This window comes from Micromonospora sp. NPDC049559 (genome assembly GCF_040676675.1).
Lineage (GTDB): Bacteria > Actinomycetota > Actinomycetes > Mycobacteriales > Micromonosporaceae > JBFAPK01.
This window is the reverse complement of the sequence record NZ_JBFAPK010000019.1, coordinates 133,126-153,017: the sequence shown is the minus strand read 5'-3', so window position 1 is coordinate 153,017 and position 19,892 is coordinate 133,126. Positions and strand designations below refer to the sequence as shown.

General features: G+C 73.8%; 16 protein-coding genes and 2 pseudogenes. 4 read left to right on the top strand and 14 right to left on the bottom strand.

Going from position 1 to position 19,892, the window contains the following annotated elements:
• Positions 1-716 precede the first annotated feature (716 nt).
• From rny to AB0J86_RS21290, 8 genes and pseudogenes are all read right to left on the bottom strand, one after another.
• Entirely contained in the window at positions 717-2,492 is a 1,776-nt protein-coding gene (gene rny, locus AB0J86_RS21325; RefSeq protein ID WP_363859301.1) for a ribonuclease Y, read from the bottom strand.
• Positions 2,493-3,137: 645 nt separating this feature from the next.
• Complete coding sequence (locus AB0J86_RS21320; protein ID WP_363859300.1) at positions 3,138-3,842, bottom strand: 3-keto-5-aminohexanoate cleavage protein; 705 nt, start codon at positions 3,840-3,842, stop codon at positions 3,138-3,140.
• Between the two features lie 6 nt (positions 3,843-3,848).
• Positions 3,849-4,613, bottom strand: a complete 765-nt coding sequence (locus AB0J86_RS21315; protein ID WP_363859299.1) for a regulatory protein RecX — start codon at positions 4,611-4,613, stop codon at positions 3,849-3,851.
• Between the two features lie 32 nt (positions 4,614-4,645).
• Entirely contained in the window at positions 4,646-5,146 is a 501-nt protein-coding gene (locus tag AB0J86_RS21310) for a hypothetical protein (protein ID WP_363859311.1), read from the bottom strand.
• A gap of 171 nt (positions 5,147-5,317) precedes the next feature.
• Positions 5,318-6,166: pseudogene (locus tag AB0J86_RS21305) on the bottom strand (recombinase RecA); the annotation flags it as partial.
• 3 nt (positions 6,167-6,169) lie between these two features.
• A pseudogene (gene recA, locus AB0J86_RS21300) lies at positions 6,170-6,784 on the bottom strand (recombinase RecA); the annotation flags it as partial.
• A 186-nt stretch (positions 6,785-6,970) separates the two neighbouring features.
• A complete protein-coding gene (locus AB0J86_RS21295) occupies positions 6,971-7,171 on the bottom strand; it encodes a DUF3046 domain-containing protein (RefSeq protein ID WP_363859298.1) in 201 nt (66 codons plus the stop codon).
• Between the two features lie 269 nt (positions 7,172-7,440).
• A complete protein-coding gene (locus tag AB0J86_RS21290; RefSeq protein WP_363859297.1) occupies positions 7,441-8,583 on the bottom strand; it encodes an acyl-CoA dehydrogenase family protein in 1,143 nt (380 codons plus the stop codon).
• 116 nt (positions 8,584-8,699) lie between these two features.
• Between AB0J86_RS21290 and AB0J86_RS21285 the strand changes: the two genes are divergently transcribed.
• The gene (locus AB0J86_RS21285; protein ID WP_363859296.1) at positions 8,700-9,707 is read left to right on the top strand and encodes a hypothetical protein; all 1,008 of its coding nucleotides are present in this window, start codon (positions 8,700-8,702) and stop codon (positions 9,705-9,707) included.
• Between the two features lie 103 nt (positions 9,708-9,810).
• On the opposite strand, the gene AB0J86_RS21280 is transcribed toward AB0J86_RS21285, so the two are convergent.
• Complete coding sequence (locus AB0J86_RS21280) at positions 9,811-10,512, bottom strand: UdgX family uracil-DNA binding protein (RefSeq protein ID WP_363859295.1); 702 nt, start codon at positions 10,510-10,512, stop codon at positions 9,811-9,813.
• A gap of 145 nt (positions 10,513-10,657) precedes the next feature.
• Complete coding sequence (locus AB0J86_RS21275) at positions 10,658-11,998, bottom strand: aminotransferase class I/II-fold pyridoxal phosphate-dependent enzyme (protein WP_363859294.1); 1,341 nt, start codon at positions 11,996-11,998, stop codon at positions 10,658-10,660.
• Between the two features lie 65 nt (positions 11,999-12,063).
• On the opposite strand from AB0J86_RS21275, the gene AB0J86_RS21270 reads away from it, so the two are divergent.
• The 3 genes from AB0J86_RS21270 (at position 12,064) to AB0J86_RS21260 (ending at position 14,416) form a co-directional block, all read left to right on the top strand.
• On the top strand, positions 12,064-13,311 hold the full coding sequence (locus tag AB0J86_RS21270; protein ID WP_363859293.1) for a bifunctional pyridoxamine 5'-phosphate oxidase family protein/GNAT family N-acetyltransferase: 1,248 nt from the start codon (positions 12,064-12,066) through the stop codon (positions 13,309-13,311).
• Positions 13,308-14,051, top strand: coding sequence for a leucine efflux protein LeuE (leuE, locus tag AB0J86_RS21265; RefSeq protein WP_363859292.1), 744 nt, complete (start codon positions 13,308-13,310; stop codon positions 14,049-14,051). The genes AB0J86_RS21270 and leuE overlap by 4 nt, the downstream gene beginning before the upstream one ends.
• A 134-nt stretch (positions 14,052-14,185) precedes the next feature.
• Complete coding sequence (locus AB0J86_RS21260; protein ID WP_363859291.1) at positions 14,186-14,416, top strand: hypothetical protein; 231 nt, start codon at positions 14,186-14,188, stop codon at positions 14,414-14,416.
• Positions 14,417-14,503: 87 nt separating this feature from the next.
• Here AB0J86_RS21260 and AB0J86_RS21255 read toward each other — a convergent pair whose 3' ends face one another.
• The 4 genes from AB0J86_RS21255 to AB0J86_RS21240 all read right to left on the bottom strand — a co-directional run bounded on the left by AB0J86_RS21255 (position 14,504) and on the right by AB0J86_RS21240 (position 19,740).
• Entirely contained in the window at positions 14,504-15,424 is a 921-nt protein-coding gene (locus AB0J86_RS21255) for a sporulation protein (protein ID WP_363859290.1), read from the bottom strand.
• A 40-nt stretch (positions 15,425-15,464) separates the two neighbouring features.
• Positions 15,465-16,592 (bottom strand): hemolysin family protein, encoded by a 1,128-nt coding sequence (locus AB0J86_RS21250; protein WP_363859289.1) that lies wholly within the window; start codon positions 16,590-16,592, stop codon positions 15,465-15,467.
• Positions 16,589-17,920 carry a hemolysin family protein gene (locus AB0J86_RS21245; protein WP_363859288.1) on the bottom strand — a complete coding sequence of 444 codons (1,332 nt, stop codon included), beginning with the start codon at positions 17,918-17,920 and terminating at the stop codon, positions 16,589-16,591. Before AB0J86_RS21245 ends, AB0J86_RS21250 begins: the two co-directional genes overlap by 4 nt.
• 275 nt (positions 17,921-18,195) lie before the next feature.
• On the bottom strand, positions 18,196-19,740 hold the full coding sequence (locus AB0J86_RS21240; RefSeq protein ID WP_363859310.1) for a M28 family metallopeptidase: 1,545 nt from the start codon (positions 19,738-19,740) through the stop codon (positions 18,196-18,198).
• Between the last annotated feature and the right edge of the window lie 152 nt (positions 19,741-19,892).

Here is a 19,892-nt window from a genome sequence, read left to right as displayed (position 1 = left end):
GCCCTCCCCCGCGCGGGCCCGTGCCGGCGGCGGGCGGGGCCCCCCGGCCCGGCCCAACCCCCATGGGCTTCAGGACCTCCGGCCCTCCGGGTGGGCCCCACCGCCGTTTGTCACCCGCGCCGCCCCGCGGGGCCGCGGCTCCGCGCGATCTCTGACCCGGCAGGTCCGGGGCGCGCCACCACTCAAAACCAGCAACAGGCCGCCCGCTCGATCGATAGGGAAGCCCGGATCGGACCCGATACGGGCGAAGCCGAACGATCGGGCAGCCCGGTGGGCCCTCAATAGCTCGGTGGCCCTCGGATGGGGCGGTCGGGACGCTGGCCGTCGCGCCGCCGTCCGGCGAGCACTCGGTGCATCGCTGACGAGGCGCGGGAGCCAGACGTCGACGGGTGAGCCGATGAGCTGGCGCGGCACACACGGCGGCCGTCGGCGCGCGGCCGGGCCCGGCGTGGACGCCGGCCCGGCGCAGAGGTCCCGTCACGGACGCGGGTGGCGGCCGTAACCTCCGGCGTGGACGGCGACCAGCGACGGGCGGACCAGGGTGCCCGGCGGGGGCCGTAGGTCACGGTGGGTGGGCCCACCGTGCCCGGCGAGGACATCAAGCCTGACGGGACTCGCCGGGCATGGTGGGCCCACCCCCACCCCGCGTGGCCGCAACCCGCAGGTCCCAACCCCGCGCGACCGCCAACCGCAAGCTGCCGGACAGCGAGCCGGGATCAGCGCGCGATCTCGGTGATCCGGGACTCGCGTACCACGGTCACCCGGATCTGCCCCGGATAGGTCAGCTCCTCCTCGATCTGCTTCGCCACGTCCCGCGCCAGCACCGCCGCGCCGATGTCGTCGACGTCCTCGGGCTTGACCATCACCCGGATCTCCCGGCCGGCCTGCATCGCGAAGACCTTCTCGACCCCGAGCTTGCCGCCCGCGATCTCCTCGATCCGCTCCAGGCGCTTGACGTACGCCTCCAGGCTCTCCCGCCGCGCGCCCGGCCGGCCGCCGGAGCAGGCGTCCGAGGCCTGGGTCAGCACCGCCTCGATGGTCTGCGGCGGCACCTCGTTGTGGTGCGCCTCGATGGCGTGCACGACGTCCTCGGACTCGCCGTACTTGCGGGCCAGGTCGGCACCGATGAGCGCGTGGCTCCCCTCCACCTCGTGGGTGAGCGCCTTGCCGATGTCGTGCAGGAACGCGCACCGCTTGATCGTCGGCGCGTCGAGGCGCAGCTCGGCGGCCATGATGCCGGCGATGTGCGCGGTCTCCACGAGGTGCTTGAGCACGTTCTGGCCGTACGAGGTCCGGTAGCGCAGCCGGCCCAGCAGGGTGACCAACTCCGGGTGGATCTCGGTGATGCCGACCTCGACCAGCGCGTCCTCGGCGGCCCGCTGGCACATCCGCTCCACCTCGTGCCGCGCGGTGTCGAAGACCTCCTCGATCCGGTGCGGGTGAATCCGCCCGTCGAGGACCAGCTTCTCCAGCGTCAACCGGCCGACCTCGCGGCGTACCGGGTCGAAGCAGGAGAGCAGCACCGCCTCGGGGGTGTCGTCGATGATGAGGTTCACGCCGGTGACGGACTCGAAGGCGCGGATGTTGCGCCCCTCGCGGCCGATGATCCGCCCCTTCATCTCGTCGCCGGGCAGGTGCAGCACGCTGACCACGCTCTCCGAGGTCTGCTCGCTGGCGACCCGCTGGATGGCGTCGACGACGATGTGGCGGGCCCGCTGCTCGGCGGTGTTCCGGGCGTCGGCCTCGATGTCGCGTACCAGGAGCGCGGCCTCGCGCTTCGCCTGGGCCTCGATCGTCTCGATCAGCTCGGTGCGGGCGGTCTCGGCGGTGAGGCCGGCGACGCGTTCCAGCTCCCGCCGGCGCAGCTCCTCCCCCTCGGCGACCTCGACCTCGCGGGCGGTGAGCGCGGCCTCCCGCGCGGCCAGCTCGGCCTCCGCGGCGATCAGCCGGCGCTCGCGCTCGGCGAGCCGCTCGACCTCCTCGGTGTGCAGCCGTTCCCGCTCGTCCATCCGCTGGGCCCGCCGTTCCACCTCGGCGGCCTGCTCGCGGGTGGTGGAGGCGAGGAGCGCGATCTCCCGCTCCCCGCTGCGCCGGGCCGCCGCGCGGGCGGCGTCGGCGTCGCTCTCGGCCTGCCGGTGCGCCCGTTCGAGCACGGTGTCGGCCTCGGCCCGGGCGGCGTCGAGCACCCGGCGCGCCTCGGCGCGGGCGGCGCTCGCCTCGGCCTTCGCGGCGGCGGCCTCGGCGCGGGCCGCCGCGGCCGCGGACTTGGCCGTGTCGACCGTCGAGCTGGCCTCGTCCGCCGCCGTCCGCAGCGCGGCGAGCGACTGTTCCTGGCGATCCTTCTCGGCGACGTAGGCGGGGTCGTCGGAGGCCGGCGCGACCGGTACGGCGGCGAAGCGGCGCAGGGCGCGAGCCCCGAGGTAGAGCGCGACCAGCACGACCACGGCCAGCAGCACGACCACGGCGAGCAGCGCGACCTCGATGCCGCTCATGCCGGCACCCCGGTTCGCCGTGTCCCGCCGACACGGGTGCCGGTGCGGGCGCGGCCGTGGCGCGTGGATGCGACGGCCCCGCCGGAGGGTCTGCCGCCGACGCACCGGCTCGCGTCGCCGGGTCTGACCCGGCCGGTACCGGTTCCGCCGGTGGTCCTGCCCCGCTCCGTCATGGCCGCCTCCCCTTCGCCGCTCGGCGCCGGAGGGACGACCCTCCTGGTCACGCACCGTACGACCAGCGAGATCGCCCGACCGAGGCGGCGGGCCGGGTAGGCGCCAACCGCGGTGCCGCCTGGGCACCGCCGATGGCCGGATACTGATACGTGCCGTCGCCGGACCGGCCCGTCCGGTGACAGCCTGCTTCGACCAGTCGACTGGTCGAAGATGATGCCGTACTGTTACGCGATCTATGTTGTGCGCTTAGCCTGCGATGGTCGAGCAAACTCGCTTTGTATGGCGAGGCTAGGTCGCGAAGTACCCATCGGTCAAGGACGCATGATCGAGCGTTAGTGCGAACGTACGGCAGCCGGCCGCTTACGCGCAGCTCACGGCGGGACGGGCATACCTGGACGAGTCCGGACTTCGGCGGTTCGCCCACGCCGTCACGCGGTGCCACGATACGATCACGAGCGCGCGATGCGGGGCTCAGCGGGCGCCCAACTCCACCGCGACCCGGACCAGTTCCTCGTTGCCGGCCGTCACCGAGCCGTCGGGCAGCGTACGGGTGTCCTCAAGTCCCACGCGGGTGTGCAGCCCGCGCTGGACCGCCAGCCGCAGCACGTCCCACACCGCCGGCCCCTCCGCGTGCAGCAGCACGTCCGGTCCGCCGGCCGGCAGCGCCGCCAGCACGACGTCCGCGTTCGCCAGCGCCTCGGCCGGGTCGGGCGCCATGCACTCCACCAGGACCCGCAGCGCCGGTACCCGCCACCGCCGGTACGCCGCCAGCGCGCCCGGCCGCCACACGCCGGCCTCCACCCCGACGCCGCGCTCGTGCAGCGCGGTGGCGACCAGTTCGGCGCCCTCCTCGTGCACGTTGACCGAGGCGAAGTCGGGCAGCACCGTCCAGGCGCGTACCGCCGCCACCCGGCTGCCCGGGTCCGGCTCGATCCAGGCGCCGGTGCTCACCCCGATCGGCAGCCCCGGACAGGCGCGCCGCAGCGCCGTGAGGGTGTCGGCCACGGCCGCCGGGTCGAGCGTCTCGTTACCGTCCTCGCCGCGCGGGTGCACGTGTACCGCCCCGGCGCCGGCCGCGACGCAGCGGGCCGCGTCGGCGGCCACCTCCTCGGCGGTGACCGGTACCGCCGGGTGCTCGTGGCGACCCACTCCTCCGTTGAGGCAGACCTTCAGCACGCCGCGCTACTCCCCGTCCCGGTCCACGCGGACCGACCCCGCCTCCCGGTCCAGCTCGGCCTCGGCGTCGACCAGCGCGTCCGCGTCGACGTACTCGGCGAACTCGGCCGCCTCGGCGCTCTGCGCCGCCAGCGCCTCCTTGACCGCCCGGATCGCCACCCCGGCCGGGTACCCCTTGCGGGCGAGCATCCCCACCATCCGGCGGAACACCTGCTCGGGGGTGCCCCGGGCGCTGCGCAGCTTCCGTTCGACCAGGGCGAGCGCGGTCTCCTGCTCGGTCTGGTCGTCCAGTTCGCCGAGCGCCTCGGTGGCGATCTCGCCGTCGACCCCGCGCTGGCGCAGCTCGTTGGCGAGCGCGCGGCGGGCCAGCCCCCGCCCCTGGTGCCGGCTGGTCACCCAGGCGCGCGCGAACGCCGCGTCGTCGATGATGCCGACCTCGTCGTACCGGTCGAGGACCTGCGCGGCGACCTCCTCGGAGATGCCCCGCCGGGCCAGCGCGCCCGCCAGCTCCGCCCGGGTACGCGGTCGGACGGCGAGCTGCCGCAGGCAGATCTCCCGGGCCAGCTCGGCCTCGTCGCGGGGGCGGGTCGGCTCGCTCCGCTCCCGCGCGGCACCGTCGTCCTCCGTACCGTCGACCGGCAGCGGGTCGAAGCCCGCGCTCCGGCCGCGCCGGGAGCGACCCGTGCCGCCACCGGAGTCGCTACCGGCCGGTCGGGGCGGCGCCGCGTCCCAGCCGCGCCCCGACCGGGCTCCCCGTCGTCGTCCAGCCACTGTGGTCGGTCAGGTAGAGAGAGATCCGGCCGTCAGAAGTCCACCGGCGGCAGCTCCGGGCCACCGGCGGCGTCGCTCGCGGCCACCCCGACGCCGAGCTTTTCGAGGATCTTCTTCTCGATCTCGGCCGCCACGTCGGGGTTCTCCTTGAGGAATTCCCGGGCCTTCTCCTTGCCCTGCCCGAGCTGGTCACCGTCGTAGGTGTACCAGGCACCGGACTTGCGGATGATCGCCTGCTCGACGCCGACGTCGATCAGCGAGCCCTCGCGGGAGATGCCCTTGCCGTACATGATGTCGAACTCGGCCTGCTTGAACGGGGCCGCGACCTTGTTCTTCACGACCTTGACGCGGGTCCGGTTACCGACCACGTCGGTGCCGTCCTTCAGGCTCTCGATGCGGCGCACGTCGAGCCGGACCGAGGCGTAGAACTTCAGCGCCCGACCACCGGTGGTGGTCTCGGGGCTGTTGTGCACCATGACGCCGTCGACGAAGTAGTTGTGGTTGCCCTCGACCTCGATGTCGAACCGGTTCATCGACCGGGTCTTCGGCTTCACCCGGACGTCGATGACGCGCGCCGGAACCGGCAGCAGCTCGGCCGGCGCGAACTGGGGCCGCACGGTGCACTGCCCCCGGAAGCGCGGCAGAAGCTTGTATTCCATCGCGGCCGGCACGTACGGCGCCACGAGCTCCTGGAACTTCGCCGACGCGGCGGTGCTGAACTGGAGGTACACCGTGTGCCGCGCCCCCCGGGTCGTCAGCTTCACGTCCAGCCCGTACGCGTCGCGCAGGTGCTCGACGAGCCGCTGCCGGCTCCCCTCGGCCATCGCCTCGACGCAGATCTCGATCCGCCCCGAGCCGCCCTCGGTCCGCTCCTGGAGCCCCTTGGAGCGCAGCGTGAAGCAGCCGTCGTCCATGTACCACACCGCGAGCGCGAGCGGCGTCAGCGCCTTCAGGTAGTCCCAGCTCAGGTGCTTCTTGCCGTCGCCGAGGTAGACCGCGCGGCGGAGTTCGTCCAGCTCCGGGAGGGGGGTGAAGTCGGCGAAGACCGCGCCCCGCGAGTCGACCCGGCGGGAGCTGGGGATGTTTTCGAGCAGCGACACCTTCCAGTCGAGGTAGGCGGCCTGGTCGGCGCCGTGCCCCAGCCGGAAGCGGACGCCCGACCGGTCGCGACGGTTGGGTGAGAGGTTGCCGTCGCCCATCACCGAGCCGAGCACCACCTGCCACTGCTGCTCGCTGAGCCGGCGCTCCTCGGCCAGCATCACCCGGTCGCCCGCGATCAGCTCGCCCGCCTCGCGCCAGCCGCCGGGGGTCCGGATCAGATGATTGGGAGTGGCGGCGAACTGCGCCCGCCCGCTGCCGCTGGACTTCGCGACGGTGAACTGGAGGAACTGCTCGGCCGGACCGTTGTTGAACCAGTTCACGATCCTCTTCGGCTCGACCCGGTTGGTCTCTGGGTCGTAGGAGAGGACCTCGACGTCCAGTCGCTGGTTGACGATCTTGCCGATCTTCTCCTGCGTCCCGTCCGCGAGGGTGACCCTCGTGGAGTAGGACATGCAGCCGAACATGACGCCGATCTTCTCGCGGAGCTGGTTGATGAAGATCGCGGTGGTGCCGGTGTTGTTGAGCACACCGGTGATCTTCCGCAGCGCCTGGCTCATCAGCCGGGCCTGGAGACCGACGTGGCTGTCACCCATCTCGCCCTCGATCTCGGCGCGCGGCACCAGGGCGGCGACCGAGTCGATGACGATGATGTCCAGCGCCCCGGAGCGGACCAGCATGTCCGCGATCTCCAGCGCCTGCTCACCGGTGTCGGGCTGCGAGACGAGCATCGCGTCGGTGTCGACCCCGAGCGCCTTGGCGTACTCCGGGTCGAGCGCGTGCTCGGCGTCGATGAAGGCGGCGATGCCGCCGGCCCGCTGGGCGTTGGCCACCGCGTGCAGCGCCACCGTGGTCTTACCACTCGACTCCGGGCCGTAGATCTCGATGACCCGGCCGCGGGGCAGACCACCCACACCGAGGGCCACGTCGAGCGCGATCGAGCTGGTCGGGATCACGGCCGTCTGGACGACGGGCCGCTCCCCGAGCCGCATCACCGAGCCCTTGCCGAACTGCTTGTCGATCTGAGCGAGAGCAAGTTCGAGCGCCTTCTCCCGGTCAGGTCCTGCCGCCATGGTTGCCACTCCTGCCTTCGCCGGCGTCTTTGCTGCTGAGCTTTTCGTCACGCGGACACGCTAGGCGCTAGGTCCGACAGAAAACAGCCGGCTGGCCGTGAGCTGTGGACAGGCACCCCGGTGTGGACAATAGCCGAACACCTGTACGAGCCGCCGCCTGACACGCCAAAACCACAAAACGACTGCTCAGCGTAGTCGCGCGGGTACCCGATCGGGATACGCCGCGCAGACCGCGCGCCAGACCACCACGGTCTCCTCGCCCTCGGCGAGCGCCTGCGTGATGGTCCGGCCGCCCAGTTGGGGCAGCACCTGATCGGCGGCGATGCTGCCCGCGTACGCCGGGCCGAACGCCTCTTCGAGCCGCGTCCAGAAATCCGTCAGCCGCACGATCCGGTCCCCTCCGCACTACCCGCCGTCCCCGGCGACCGAGGTCGGCCGCCGGCCAGCCGCAACGCTAGCGCCCGACCCGCCGGCGACGCGAACCCGCCGCCCGCCGGCGGGTCCGGCGGAGAGCCCCCCTGGGCGCGTCGCGTGGTTCGCCGCCGGGCGCGCCGCGCGGGCGCCACCGGCGCACAGCGCATTGCCCGCCGGCCCGCCGGGCAAACCCGGCGGACGGATCCCGGCGTACGGGGCGCCGACCGCCGGCCTCGCCGGGCTCACAGCCCCAGGTCGCGGCCGATGATCTCCTTCATGATCTCGGTGGTACCGCCGTAGATGGTCTGCACCCGGCCGTCGAGCCAGGCGCGGGCCACCGGGTACTCGAGCATGTAGCCGTACCCGCCGTGCAGCTGCACGCACCGGTCGGCGACCCGGTTCTGCAACTCGGTGGTCCACCACTTCGCCTTCGCCGCGTCGACGGCCGAGAGACGGCCCGCGTTGAACTCGGCCACGCAGTGGTTCAGGAAGGTACGGGCGATGGTGATCTCGGTGTCCAGCTCGGCGAGCAGGAAGCGGTTGTGCTGGAACGCCCCGATCGGCCGGCCGAACGCCTCCCGGGAACGCGCGTGGTCGAGGGTGAGGGCGAGCAGCCGCTCGGCCGCGGCCACCGCCGCGACGGCGATGCCGAGCCGCTCCCGGGGCAGGTTGGCCATCAGGTGGTAGAAGCCGTGGTTCTCGGTACCGACGAGGTTCTCCGCCGGGACCCGGCAGTCGTCGAAGAACAGCTCGGCGGTGTCGTTGGCCTTGAGGCCGACCTTCGCGAGCCGGCGGCCCCGCGCGAAGCCGGGCGTACCGCGCTCCACCGCGATCAGGCTCACCCCGTGCGCGCCCCGCTCGGGCGCGGTCTTGGCGACCACCACGACGAGGTCCGCCAGCTCGCCGTTGGTGATGAACGTCTTCTGCCCGTTGAGGACGTACCCGTCGCCGTCGCGGACCGCCGTGGTCCGCACGCCGGCCAGGTCCGACCCGGCGCCCGGCTCGCTCATCGCGATCGCGGTGACCAGCTCGCCCGAGCAGAACCGGGGCAGCCACCGCTTACGCTGCTCGTCGGTGGTCAGCTCGGTCAGGTACGGCGCCACCACGTCGTTGTGCAGGCCGAAGCCGAGACCCGAGCAGCCGTGCCCGACGATCTCCTCGACGAGTACCGCGTTGAACCGGAAGTCGCGCTGCCCGCCCCCGCCGTACTCCTCGGGCACGTCCATGCCGAGCAGCCCGGCGGCCCCGGCGGCGCGCCAGACGTCGCGGTCGACGATGCCCTCGGCCTCCCACCGCTCGTGCCGTGGTACCGCCTCGCGGGCGAGGAACTCGCGGCACAGCTCGCGGAACTCCTCGTGCACGGGTTCGTAGAGATGCTGTTCCATGCCGGCCAGTCTGCCGCCGCCCGCCGCGCCGGACCAGCACCGCCGCTGGCCGCGCTCGTACTCCTGTCGGTGCGGCGTGCTTGACTGCACGCCGCGCCAGAGCAGGAGGGGGAGTCATGACGCCCAGCACGCCACCGCGTCCACTGGACGTGGTCGCGCTCTTCCCGGAGCTGAGCGGGAGGGCCAGGACCGCCACCCGCCTTCATCCGCGCCCGGGAGACCCGACCGTGCGTGACAGCTCGGTGGGCGGACCGCTGTTGTGGCCCTCGGACGAGGCGTGGCCGACCTGCGGCGACACGCACGAGGCGTACGCACTGACGACGCTGGCGGACGTCCACACCCGTCGGCGCATCCTCGCGGCGGCCTGGGAACGGCCCCGACCACCCGGAACCAACCTGCTCACCCCCGACGAACAGGCGGTGATCGAGCGAATCGGCGCCGGTTACGATCCGGCGCTGCTACCGGCGGAGCCGCTGCCACTCATTCCGTTGGCGCAGCTCTACGCCCGAGACGTACCCGACCTGCCCGGTCCCGACGACGCGGACCTGCTCCAGGTGCTGTGGTGCCCGTTCGACGAGATCCTGGATTCGCCGTCGGCGGTGCACCTGCGGTGGCGACAGTCCACGGCCGTTCGCGACGTGTTGGCGCACCCGCCCGCGCCGGCCTACGTCGGCCAGGACCACTACGTACCGACCCCGTGCGTGCTGCATCCGGAGCAGGTCACCGAGTACCCGGCCTACCACGACCTGGGCGACGAACTCGCCGAACGCGTCATCTCCCGGGACCGGGAACTCCTGCTCTCCCAGCGCGAGGACCAGCCGACCTACCGGGGCGACCTGTCGACCGCACCCGGCTGGAAGGTCGGCGGCTGGTCCGCGCCCTTCACCTTCCGCGACCCCGCGGGGCCGGATGAGCTCCGGTGCTGCGGCGCTCCGCTGGAACCCCTCCTGACCATCGCCAGCGACGAGTGGGATGGCGACAGCCGCAGCTGGCGGCCCGTCTCCAAGGACGGCGAGACGAAGGACCACACCCCGACCGAGGTGGTCGTCGGGCGCGGCTACACGCTCCAGGTCTACCGGTGCGTCGCCTCGTACGGGCACCCACCGGTCACCATCATGCAGTAGCCGCGCCGAGCGGCCGGCCCCGACGATCGAGATCGGAGCGGCGCCGCGCGATCCTGGTATGGGGTGGCGCCTGGCGGGGCCATCTCGTACCAGGATCGGCGAGCTATGCGGCGAGGGCGTTCGCGACGACCTTGAGGTCGCTGACCAGGCCGTCGTACGCGATGTCGCGGTTGTCGGCGCGCAGCACCGCCGACGGGTGGATGGTCGCCACGAGCTGCGCCGGCGGTACGGAGCCACGCTGCCCGTCCGGGCCGATCGGGGTCTGCGTGAAGTCCTGCGGGCGCTGCGCCGAGTCCGGCCAGGGCATCAGCACGCCGCGCGACTGGGTGACCCGGAAGGAGGGGCCGAGCAGGGCCTTCGCCGCGGTCGCCCCGAGCACCACGACGATCTCCGGGCGCAGCCGCGCGAACTCGGCGACCAGCCAGGGCCGGCAGGCGGTGATGTGCACCCGGTCGGGGGTCTGGTGGATGCGGCGCTTGCCCCGCTCCTGGAAGCGGAAGTGCTTCACGGCGTTCGTGATGTAGATGTGGCGGGCGTCCAGCCCGGCGTCGTCGACCGCGCGGCGCAGCAGGTGACCGGCGGGGCCGACGAAGGGCAGCCCCTGGCGGTCCTCCACGTCGCCGGGCTGCTCGCCGACGAAGACCACCCTGGCGCGCGCGTCGCCGCGGCCGAAGACGGTCTGGGTGGCCGGTTCGTACAGCTCGCAGCCGCGGCAGCCGGCCGCCGCCGCGCGCAGGTCGTCGAGGGTGCGCGCGTCCGGCGGGATGAACTGTTGCGCCCCGGGCGCGGTCTCGGTTTCGGGCATGGCGAAGTTTGTACCCGCTGCCGGGCGGCAGCACGCGCTGAACGCGCCGACGATCTCGCGCCGAACCGACCGGAGACCACGGCCGGGGATCACGCGCTGAAGGTCCGGCGCAGGCGCTGAACCGGTCGGAGATCACGGCCGGGGATCACGCGCTGAACGGGCCGGGGCTGTCGCCGCGTACCGCGCGGGCCAGCGCGTCGGCCAGCGGCTCGATCCGCTCCTCCGGCAGCCCGCTGATGCTGATCCGCAGCGCGGGCGCGGCGGCGAGTCGGTAGAGCGAGCCGGGCGCGACCGCGTAGCCGGCGTCGCGCAGCGCGGCGACCGCCCGGGTCTCGTCCGGTACGGGGACCCAGAGGTTGATGCCGCTGCGGCCGTACGCCGGAAGCCCCCGGCCGGCGAGCGCGGCCCGCAGCCCCTCCCGGCGGCGCTCGTAGCTCTCCCGCGCCGTGGCGATCCGTTCGGCCGTCCCCGGGTCCCGCCACAGTTCGAGCGTGAGCCGTTGCAGCACGGTGGAGACCCAGCCGGCGCCGACCCGCATCCGGCCGGCGACCCGGGCCACCGTGGCGGCGTCACCGGCCAGGACCGCCAGCCGCAGGTCGGGGCCGTAGGGCTTGCTCATCGAACGGACGAAGGCCCAGTTCGGTACGGCCCCCGCGAGGCTGTGCAGCGGCACGCTGGCGAGTTCGGCGGCGTGGTCGTCCTCGATCAGCAGCAGCTCCGGGTGGCCGGCGAGCAGGGTACGCAGCTCGCCGGCCCGCTGCGCGGTGATCGCGGCCCCGGTGGGGTTCTGGGCGCGGCTGGTGACGACGAGGGCGCGGGCGCCGGCGGCGAGCGCGGCGCGGACTCCGGCGACGGTGGGGCCGGCCTCGTCCAGCGGTACGCCGACCGGGCGCAGCCCGAGCGCGGCGACCAGGTCCAGCAGGTTGGCCCAGCCCGGGTCCTCGACCGCGACCGGGTCGCCGGGGCGCAGGCCGGTGGCGAGGAGGCGGTCGATCGCGTCGAGGGCCCCGCCGGTCACGGTGATCTCCTCGGCCTCGACGCCCTCGGCGGCCAGTCGCTCCCGGGCGGCGGCGGCGAGTTCGGGGAGGACGCCGGCGTTGGCGTACCCGGCCGGCGGGTCGGCCCGGGCGGCGAGGGCCGCGAGGTGCGGGTGCAGCGGCGGCAGCAGCCGCGGGTCGGGCTCGCCGGCGGAGAGGTCGAGCCCGCCGGGCGGCGGGGCCAGGCGCAGGGCGTGCCGCTGGGCGGCGACCGGGGGCCGGGGCCGGATCCGGGTGCCGGCGCGCCCGGCGGTCTCGATCACCCCGCGCTGGCGCAGCGTCTGGTACGCCTTCGCGACCGTCGCCGGGCTGACCGCGAGCCGCTCGGCCAGGGCCCGTACCGGTGGCAGCGCGCCGCCCGGGGGCAGCTCGGCGGTGCGTACGCCGGCCTCGATGCTGGCCGCGATCTCGACGGCGGTCGTACCCGCGATCTGATAACGTGCTGACACAGATACGGGATTGTACTAGCACATACCACTCCCGTCACGCGCGACCCCCGGAACGAGGCGGCCAGATGTATCCCCAGACCCTCCGGACCACCCCCAACCGCCGACGCGACACCACCGACTACCGCCGGGCCACCGCCCACGCGCTGCTCGACGAGGCGTACCACTGCGCGCTCGCCTTCACCGTCGACGGCGAGCCACGCGTGCTGCCGACCCTGCACGTACGCGTCGACGAGACGCTCTACCTGCACGGCTCCACCGGCAGCCGACCCCTGCTCGCCGCCCGCGACCCGGACGGGCTGCCGGTCTGCGTCGCGGTCACCGTGCTCGACGGCCTGGTCTACGGCCGCTCCCAGTTCCACCACAGCGCCAACTACCGCTCGGTCGTCGCGCACGGCACCGCCCGGCTGGTCACCGACGAGGCGGAGAAGCTGGCGGTGCTGACCGCGCTGGTGGAGAAGGTGGGGCGCGGCCGGTCCGCCGACAGCCGCCCGCCGAGCCGGCGGGAACTCGCCGAGACCGCCGTGCTGGCGCTGCCGCTGCGCGAGGTCTCGGTGCGCGCCCGCGTCGGCGGCGTACGGGAGGAGGAGGCCGACCTCGCCCTGCCGCACTGGGCCGGGGTGGTGCCACTGCGACTGGTACCGGGCGTGCCCGAGCCCGACGCCGGGGTCACCGCCCCGCTCCCCGACTACCTGCGTCCGCCCCGCTCCCCCTGGCTCACGCCGGCACCGCTGCGCGGCACGCACGTGCTGCTGGAGCCGCTCGACCCGTCTCACGCCGACGCCCTGTACGCGGCCACCCGGGACGAGGAGGTCTGGCGGCACCTGGGCCACCGGCGGCCGCGCGACCGCGACGAGACGGCCGAGATCATCGCCGAGGCGCTGCGGGCCGCGCACCGGGGCGAGCGGGTGCCGTGGGTGCAGCGCAGCGCCGACACCGGCGAGGTCATCGGCACCACCTCCTACTACGAGGTCGACGAGGCCCGGCGCGCCGTCGCCATCGGACACACCTTCCTCGGCCGGCCATGGTGGCGTACCGGGGTCAACACCGAGGCGAAGCTGATGCTGCTCACCCGGGCCTTCGAGAAACTCGGCGCGGTACGGGTGGTCTGGCACACCGACATCCGCAACGAGCGGTCGCAGCGCGCCATCGAGCGGCTCGGCGCGCGCCGCGAGGGGGTGCTGCGGATGCACCGGCTGCGGCCGGACGGCTCGTGGCGGGACACCGTGCAGTACGCGCTGACCGTGGACGAGTGGCCGACGGCACAGGCCGCACTGCGGAAAAGGCTTCGCCCGGTACCGGTGCAGGCAGGATGATGGCGCACGTGCTGGGAACGACCAACATCTCGACGTACGTGCTGGGCACCATCGCGATCATCCTGCTCCCCGGGCCGAACTCGCTCTTCGTGCTCTCCACGGCCGCGCGGCTCGGGGTACGGGCCGGCTACCGCGCGGCGGCCGGCGTCTTCCTCGGCGACTCGGTGATCATGGTGCTCTCGGCGGCCGGGGTCGCCTCGCTGCTGCGGACGTACCCGCCGCTCTTCCTGATCGTGAAGTACGCCGGCGCGGCGTACCTGGGCTACCTGGGGCTGCGGATGCTGCGCGGCGCCTGGCAGCGCTGGCGTGCCCGCGGCACCGCCGCGACGACGGCGCCGCCCGCCGGCCCGGCCCTGCCCGGCGACGCGGCGCGTTCGGCGGCCGCCGGTGCGGTGCGTTCGGAGAGTTCGGCCGCCGCCGGTGCGGCGGAGCCGGGCCGGGACCCGTTCCGGCGGGCGCTGGTGATCAGCCTGCTCAACCCGAAGGCGATCCTCTTCTTCATCTCCTTCTTCATCCAGTTCGTCGACCCGTCGTACCCGTACCCGGCGCTGTCGTTCCTGGTGCTCGGCGTGATCGCGCAGATCACGAGCCTGCTCTACCTGACCACGCTGATCTTCGGGGGGTCGTACCTGGCGGCCCAGTTCCGCCAGCGCCGCCGGCTGGCCGCCGCGATGACGACCGCGGTCGGCGCGCTCTTCGTCGGCTTCGGCCTCAAGCTCGCCACCGCCAGCCTCGGCTGACCCCCGGTCTCGCGGCGGCCCGCGCCGTCCCGCCCCGACGGACAGGCGCTGTTCCCCGGATCGGCGCCGCGTTGTTTCGCCCGAATCGGGGCGGGGCACAGCAGGGGCGTACGGGAGATCGCCAGGAGGTGGCCATGCCGAGGAACACGTGGTGGAGGTTCGTCCCTCGCAACCGCGCCGTGGGTTGTCTGACCATCCTCGCCGGGGTGGTGCTGTTGGTCGGCAGCGGTTGGTTCCTGCTCACCGGCGAGCATGGACGGTCCGCGCTCGTCGCCGGGCTGGACGTGGTGATCTGTGTACTCGCGGTCCTGATGATCGTGCGCGCGGCCACCGGCCTCGCCGCCCTGCGCCACCGCGCCGGCTGACGGCGCGGGGCGGCGGCCCGACGCACGGACGACCGGCGCAGGCTCGGCGCTCGGGCGCCGGGCGTGGAGTCGCCCGGGCCGGCCGGGTCAGGTGCCGTCGCCGCCGCCACTGCCGCCGCCGGCCGTCTCGTCGTCGGGCGGCTCCGGGTGGGGCAGCTGGTGCTCCGGCGGCCGGCTCACGTGTACCGACTCCCGCGGGTGCGGCGAGCGGTGGTAACCGGCCGCCGCGTCGGCGTGCCGGTCCAGCGCCCGCCGCAGCCAGCCGTCGACCAGCTTCACCGGGTCGGCCCGGGCCGCCTCGGCGTGCGGCAGCCGGAACCGGCTCAGGCTGAAGTGGGTGGCCGAGCCGGCGAGCGCCATCCGCCGGTCCAGCCAGAAGATCACTTCGACGGCCGACCGGTCGGTGACGAAGGTGAGTTCCAGCTCGGTGATCGGGCCGGCGTAGAGAGGCGCCACCCAGTACCCGATCTTCTGGTGCAACGGCAGCGCCTGCCGTACCCCGGGCAGGCGGCCGGCCTGCATGCCGACCTGACGCAGCGTGAAGCCGAGCGTCGATAGCGCCCCCATGACCAGCTCCTGGGCGGGGAGTGGGTGCACGTAGAGCCCGGTCAGGTCGCCCTGGTCGAGGTCCGGATCGAGGGCGAGTTGGGTACGCAACCCCATCCGCAGGTCGAGCAGGCGCTGACCGTTGACCACGGTTATCGGCGTCTCCCACGGCAGCGGCGCGGCGAAGTCGACGGCGCGGCGGGTCCGGGCCGGGACCACGAACGGGCCGGACGCCGTGATCCGGTGGAACTCCAGCAGGAACCGGTCCGCGTTCGGATCCTCCGGCTCCACCCGGGTCACCAGGCCGAGCACGACGTGCCCGACCGGCACGTCCGCGCTGCCGGCCTCGACGAGCACCCGGCCGGGCAGGGCGAGCCCGGGCCGGGTGCTCGGGTTGGGGAGCACGGTGTCGACGGCGAGCCCGGTCCAGCTCGACCCGGCCGGTACCTGCCCGAACCCCATCGACCACCACCTCCCGCCGCAGTAGGGCTGCGTCCCGGTGTCAGCGCATCCGCCGCCCGCGCGGGACCGCGTCGGTCTCGTCGTCGAACTCCCCGATGACCTCCTCCAGCAGGTCCTCCAGGGCCACGAAGCCGACCGTACGGGCCCCCGCCGAGGCCGGACGCCCCACGCCCGCCGGCAGCGGGCTGAGCCGGACCCCGCGCTCGGAGAGGCCGGCGCCCGACGCCACGAGGGCGAGCTGGGCCTGCTCGGCCCGCATCGCGGCCACCGCCTCGGTCACCGTCGCCGTGCTGGGCAGCCGGAACGCGGGTGTCATCAGCTCCGCCGCGGTGGCCGTACGCCCGGCCGCGGTGGCCCGCAACGCCTCCCGTACGTGCACCACGCCGACCACCTCGCCCGATTCGTCGCGTACCGCCAGCCGGGACCGCCCGCTCTCCCGGCAGACCGCCTCTATCCGCTGGACACCGTCGTCGGGCCGGACCGCCACGATCCGGTCCAGCGGCTCCATCACGTCGCCGACCGCGGTGGCCTGTAGGCCGAGCATGCTGGTCAGCAGCGCGTGTTGCTCCGCGCCGAGCAACCCGTGCTCGCGGGACTGCTCCAGCAGGATGCGCAGCTCGTCCGGGCCGTGCACCTGGGCGAGCTGGTCCTGCGGGCGTACCCGGGCGACCCGCAGGGTGAGGTTGGCCAGCCCGTTGAGCGCCGAGAGCACCGGCCGGGCCACCCGGGCGAAGCCCCGGAACGGCAGGGCCAGCAGCAGCGCGGAGCGCTCCGGGTCGGTGATGGCCCACGACTTCGGGGCCATCTCGCCGATGATCAGGTGCAGGAAGGTCACCAGCACCAGCGCGAAGACCAGCCCGACCGCGTGCGCGGCCCCCGTCGGCAACCCCACGAGGTGCAGCGCCGGGCTGACCAGCCGCTCGACCGCCGGCTCGGCGAGCGCACCGAGCCCCAGCGTGCAGACGGTGATGCCGAGCTGGGCGCCGGCCAGCATCAGCGACAGCTCGCGACTGCCGGCCAGCGCCGCCCGGGCCGCCCGGCCGCCGCCGGCGGCGGCCTGCTCCAGCCGGTACCGCTTGCTCGCGACCAGCGCGAACTCGGCCGCCACGAAGAAGCCGTTCAGCGCCAGCAGCAACAGCGAGACGAACAGGGCCAGGGGCGCGCTCACGCGGTCACCTCCAGCCGTACCGAGTCGGCCACGTGCCGGTCGACCGCGAGCACCTCGACCAGGGCGCGCGGCGGCTGCTCCGGCGGCTCGCCGTCGGCGCCGAGGCGGATCTCCAGCCGGTCACCGACCTCGGGTACCCGGCCCAGCTCCCGCATCACCAGCCCGGAGAGGGTGTCGTACTCGGGGGCCTCGGGCAGCACGATGCCGGTGCTGTCGGCGACCTCGTCGATGCGCCAGCGGGCCGGTACCACCCAGGAGCCGTCCGGCAGACGGGTCGGCGCCGGCTCGGGCGGGTCGTCCTCGTCGCGGATCGGCCCGACCAGCTCCTCGGCGATGTCCTCCAGCGTGATCACGCCGGCGAACCCGCCGTACTCGTCGACCACGCAGGCGAGCTGGCGGTGCCCCGAGCGCAGCCGGTCCAGCACCGTCGGCAGCGGCAGCGTGTCGGGCACCAGCAGCGGCGGCACGGCCACCCGGGCGATCGGGGTGCTGGCCCGCAGCGCCGCCGGCACACCCAGCACGTCGGCGATGCCGGCGACGCCGACCAGGTCGTCGATACCCTCGCCGCCCTGCACCGGGAAGCGCGAGTGCCCGGTGTCGATCATTTCGACCAGCCGGCTGACCGGCTCGTCGGCCCGTACCGTGAAGACGTCCACCCGCGGCACCATCACCTCCCCGGCGGTCAGCTCGCGGAAGTCGAGCCCCCGGTCGAGCAGGGTCGACATCTCCGGGTCGAGGCTCCCCTCCTCCCGGGACTCGGCGATGATCTGTTCCAGGTCCTCGGGCGTCGCCCCGCTGGGCAGTTCCTCGATCGGTTCGATGCCGACCCGGCGCAGCAGCCGGGTGGCGGTCGCGTCGAAGAGCCGGACCACCGGGCCGGCGAGCATGAGATAGACGAGCGTGGAGCGGCTCAGCGCGCGGGCGAAGACCTCCGCGCGGGCGATGGCGAGGTTCTTCGGCGCCAGCTCGCCGAAGACCATCTGTACCGCGGTGGCGATGACCAGGGCGAGGGCGACCGAGAGCGGCAGCGCGACCGCGCTCGACACGCCCGCGACGCCGAGCAGGTCGGCCAGGCCGTCACCGAGGTACGGCTCGGCGACGTAACCGACGAGCAGGGCGGTGACGGTGATGCCGAGCTGGGCGCCGGAGAGCACGAACGAGAGCCGTCCGGTGACCTTGAGGGCCCGTTCGGCGGCGGCGTCGCCGTTCTCGGCGAGCTGCCGCAGCCGGCCCCGGTCGACCGCGACGTAGCCGAACTCCTGCGCGACGAAGTAGCCCGTCGCGGCGGTGAGCAGAATGATCAGAAGAAGACCGAACGCGATCAACACGGGGAACTCAGGGCTCCCCGGTGCGGCGCGCGGTGCGGGAGGTGCCGGGTCCGACCCGGCCGGCTACTGCTGCCCTCCTGGGCAGGAGAGTCGATCATGTCGCCATCTTATCCGGGCCGCCCGGCCGACCGGCCGTTCCCGGCCGGTAAGGAAGAGCCCCGCGCAGCCCGTTTTCGTGGCGCGAGGGGCCCTTCCCACCGCTCCGGTCAGCTCTGGGTGATCTCGGCGCTCAACTCTGGGTAGTCGCCGCGCTCAACTCTGAGCGCTCTCCCCGGTCAGCTCTGGGTGATCTTCACGTCGTCGACGGCCGCCTCGACCAGGCTCGCGCCCGAGCCGTCCGCGGCGTCTATCACGATCCGTACCGTCTGCCCGGCGTGTCCGGAGAGCAGGCTGCTCGCGCTCTGCCAGGCCGCCGCCCGGTCGCTGGCGGCGCCGGTGGCGTTCAGCACCGTCGTGGTGCTCGTACCGACCACCCGTACCCGCAGGTAGTCGGCGCTGCTGGCGTTGTTGAGGTGGGCCAGGTACCACGAGAACGTCAGGGTCAGCGTGCCGCTGGCGGGCAGCGTGATCGGCGGCGACTGGATGGTGCTCACCCCGCCGTCGAGGTCGTACGCCCCGGCGCTGCCGCCCGCCTGCGCCCCGGTCACCAGGTCGAAGCTGCCGCTGACGGTGGTGCCGAGTTGGGTCGCCACTCCGGAACTGGTCGCCGCCGGGTCGCCCCGCTCCCACTGGCCCAGGGTGGCCGTGTCGGTGCCGGACGGGTCGACCGTCCAGCCGGTGGCCGTCTCGAAGGTGTCGCTGTAAACCGTGCTGCCGGTCGGGGGTGCCGTGTCCGCCAGCGTCCAGACCGTGTGGGCGACGGCGTCGGCGTTGCGGTCGAGCGCGGTGTCGTTGATGTTGCCGGTGGTGTCGCAGGCGCGGTGGTAGCAGCCGTCGAAGGCGGCGCCGGCGGTACCGCCCCAGAGCGACGCCTGGGCGCTGGACTTGATCCCCTCGGCGCCGGTGAAGGTACCGCCGGCCGGGATGCCGGCGCTGATGAACGGCCCGTAGTCGCTGCGCCCGTCGAAGTCGGTGCCCCGGGTCGCCACCCCGATCGAGGTGAAGTACGACTGGATGGTCTGCTCGATCTGCGCCGAGCCAGCCGGGCCGGGACCGGCACCGGTCCCGTCGGAGTTGTCCCCGTCGTACACGAAGTAGCCCGCGTTGGGCGAGCCGACCATGTCGAAGTTCAGGTACTGCTTGATCCTCGTCCGCTCGGCGCTCGGCAGGTTGTTGACGTAGTACTGGGAGCCGCGCAGCCCCAGCTCCTCCGCGCCCCACCAGCCGAAGCGCAGGTGCTTGCCGGGGGCGAGCCCGGACCGGGAGACGGCGAGCGCCACCTCCAGGATCGCGGCGGAGCCGGAGCCGTTGTCGTTGATGCCCGGACCGGCGGTGACGCTGTCCAGGTGCGCCCCGGTCATCACGACGCTGTTCGGGTCGCCGCCCGGCCAGTCGGCGATCAGGTTGTAGCCGGTGGCGCCGTTGTAGGTGAACGACTGCACGGTCGTGGTGTAGCCGGCGGCGTCGAGCTGGGCGCGGACGTAGTTGACCGACGCGAGGTAGCCGGGCCGGCCGTGGGCCCGGTTGCCCCCGTTGGCGCTGGCGATCGACTGTAGCTGGCTCAGGTGCGCCTTGACGTTGGCCAGCGGAATGTCCGGCGCCGCCAGCGGGGCTGCCGGGGCGGTCGCGGCCTCAGAGGCCGCTGGGGCTGCCGGGGCCGCCGGGGCGCCCGCCGGGCGGGTGCCGGCGGAGGCGGTCGCGGCGGTGGGTGCGCCGGCCATGACGGCGGCCGTCAGCGCCGCGGCGGTGGTCGCGGCGCGCAGGCGGAGTCTCACGGATCCTCCCGGGTACTGGGTCGGCCAGGCGTCCCGGTACGCCGGGTGGGGCGGGCCGGGACGATCGTCGACACATCGACGACCAGCGAAGGCTGGCG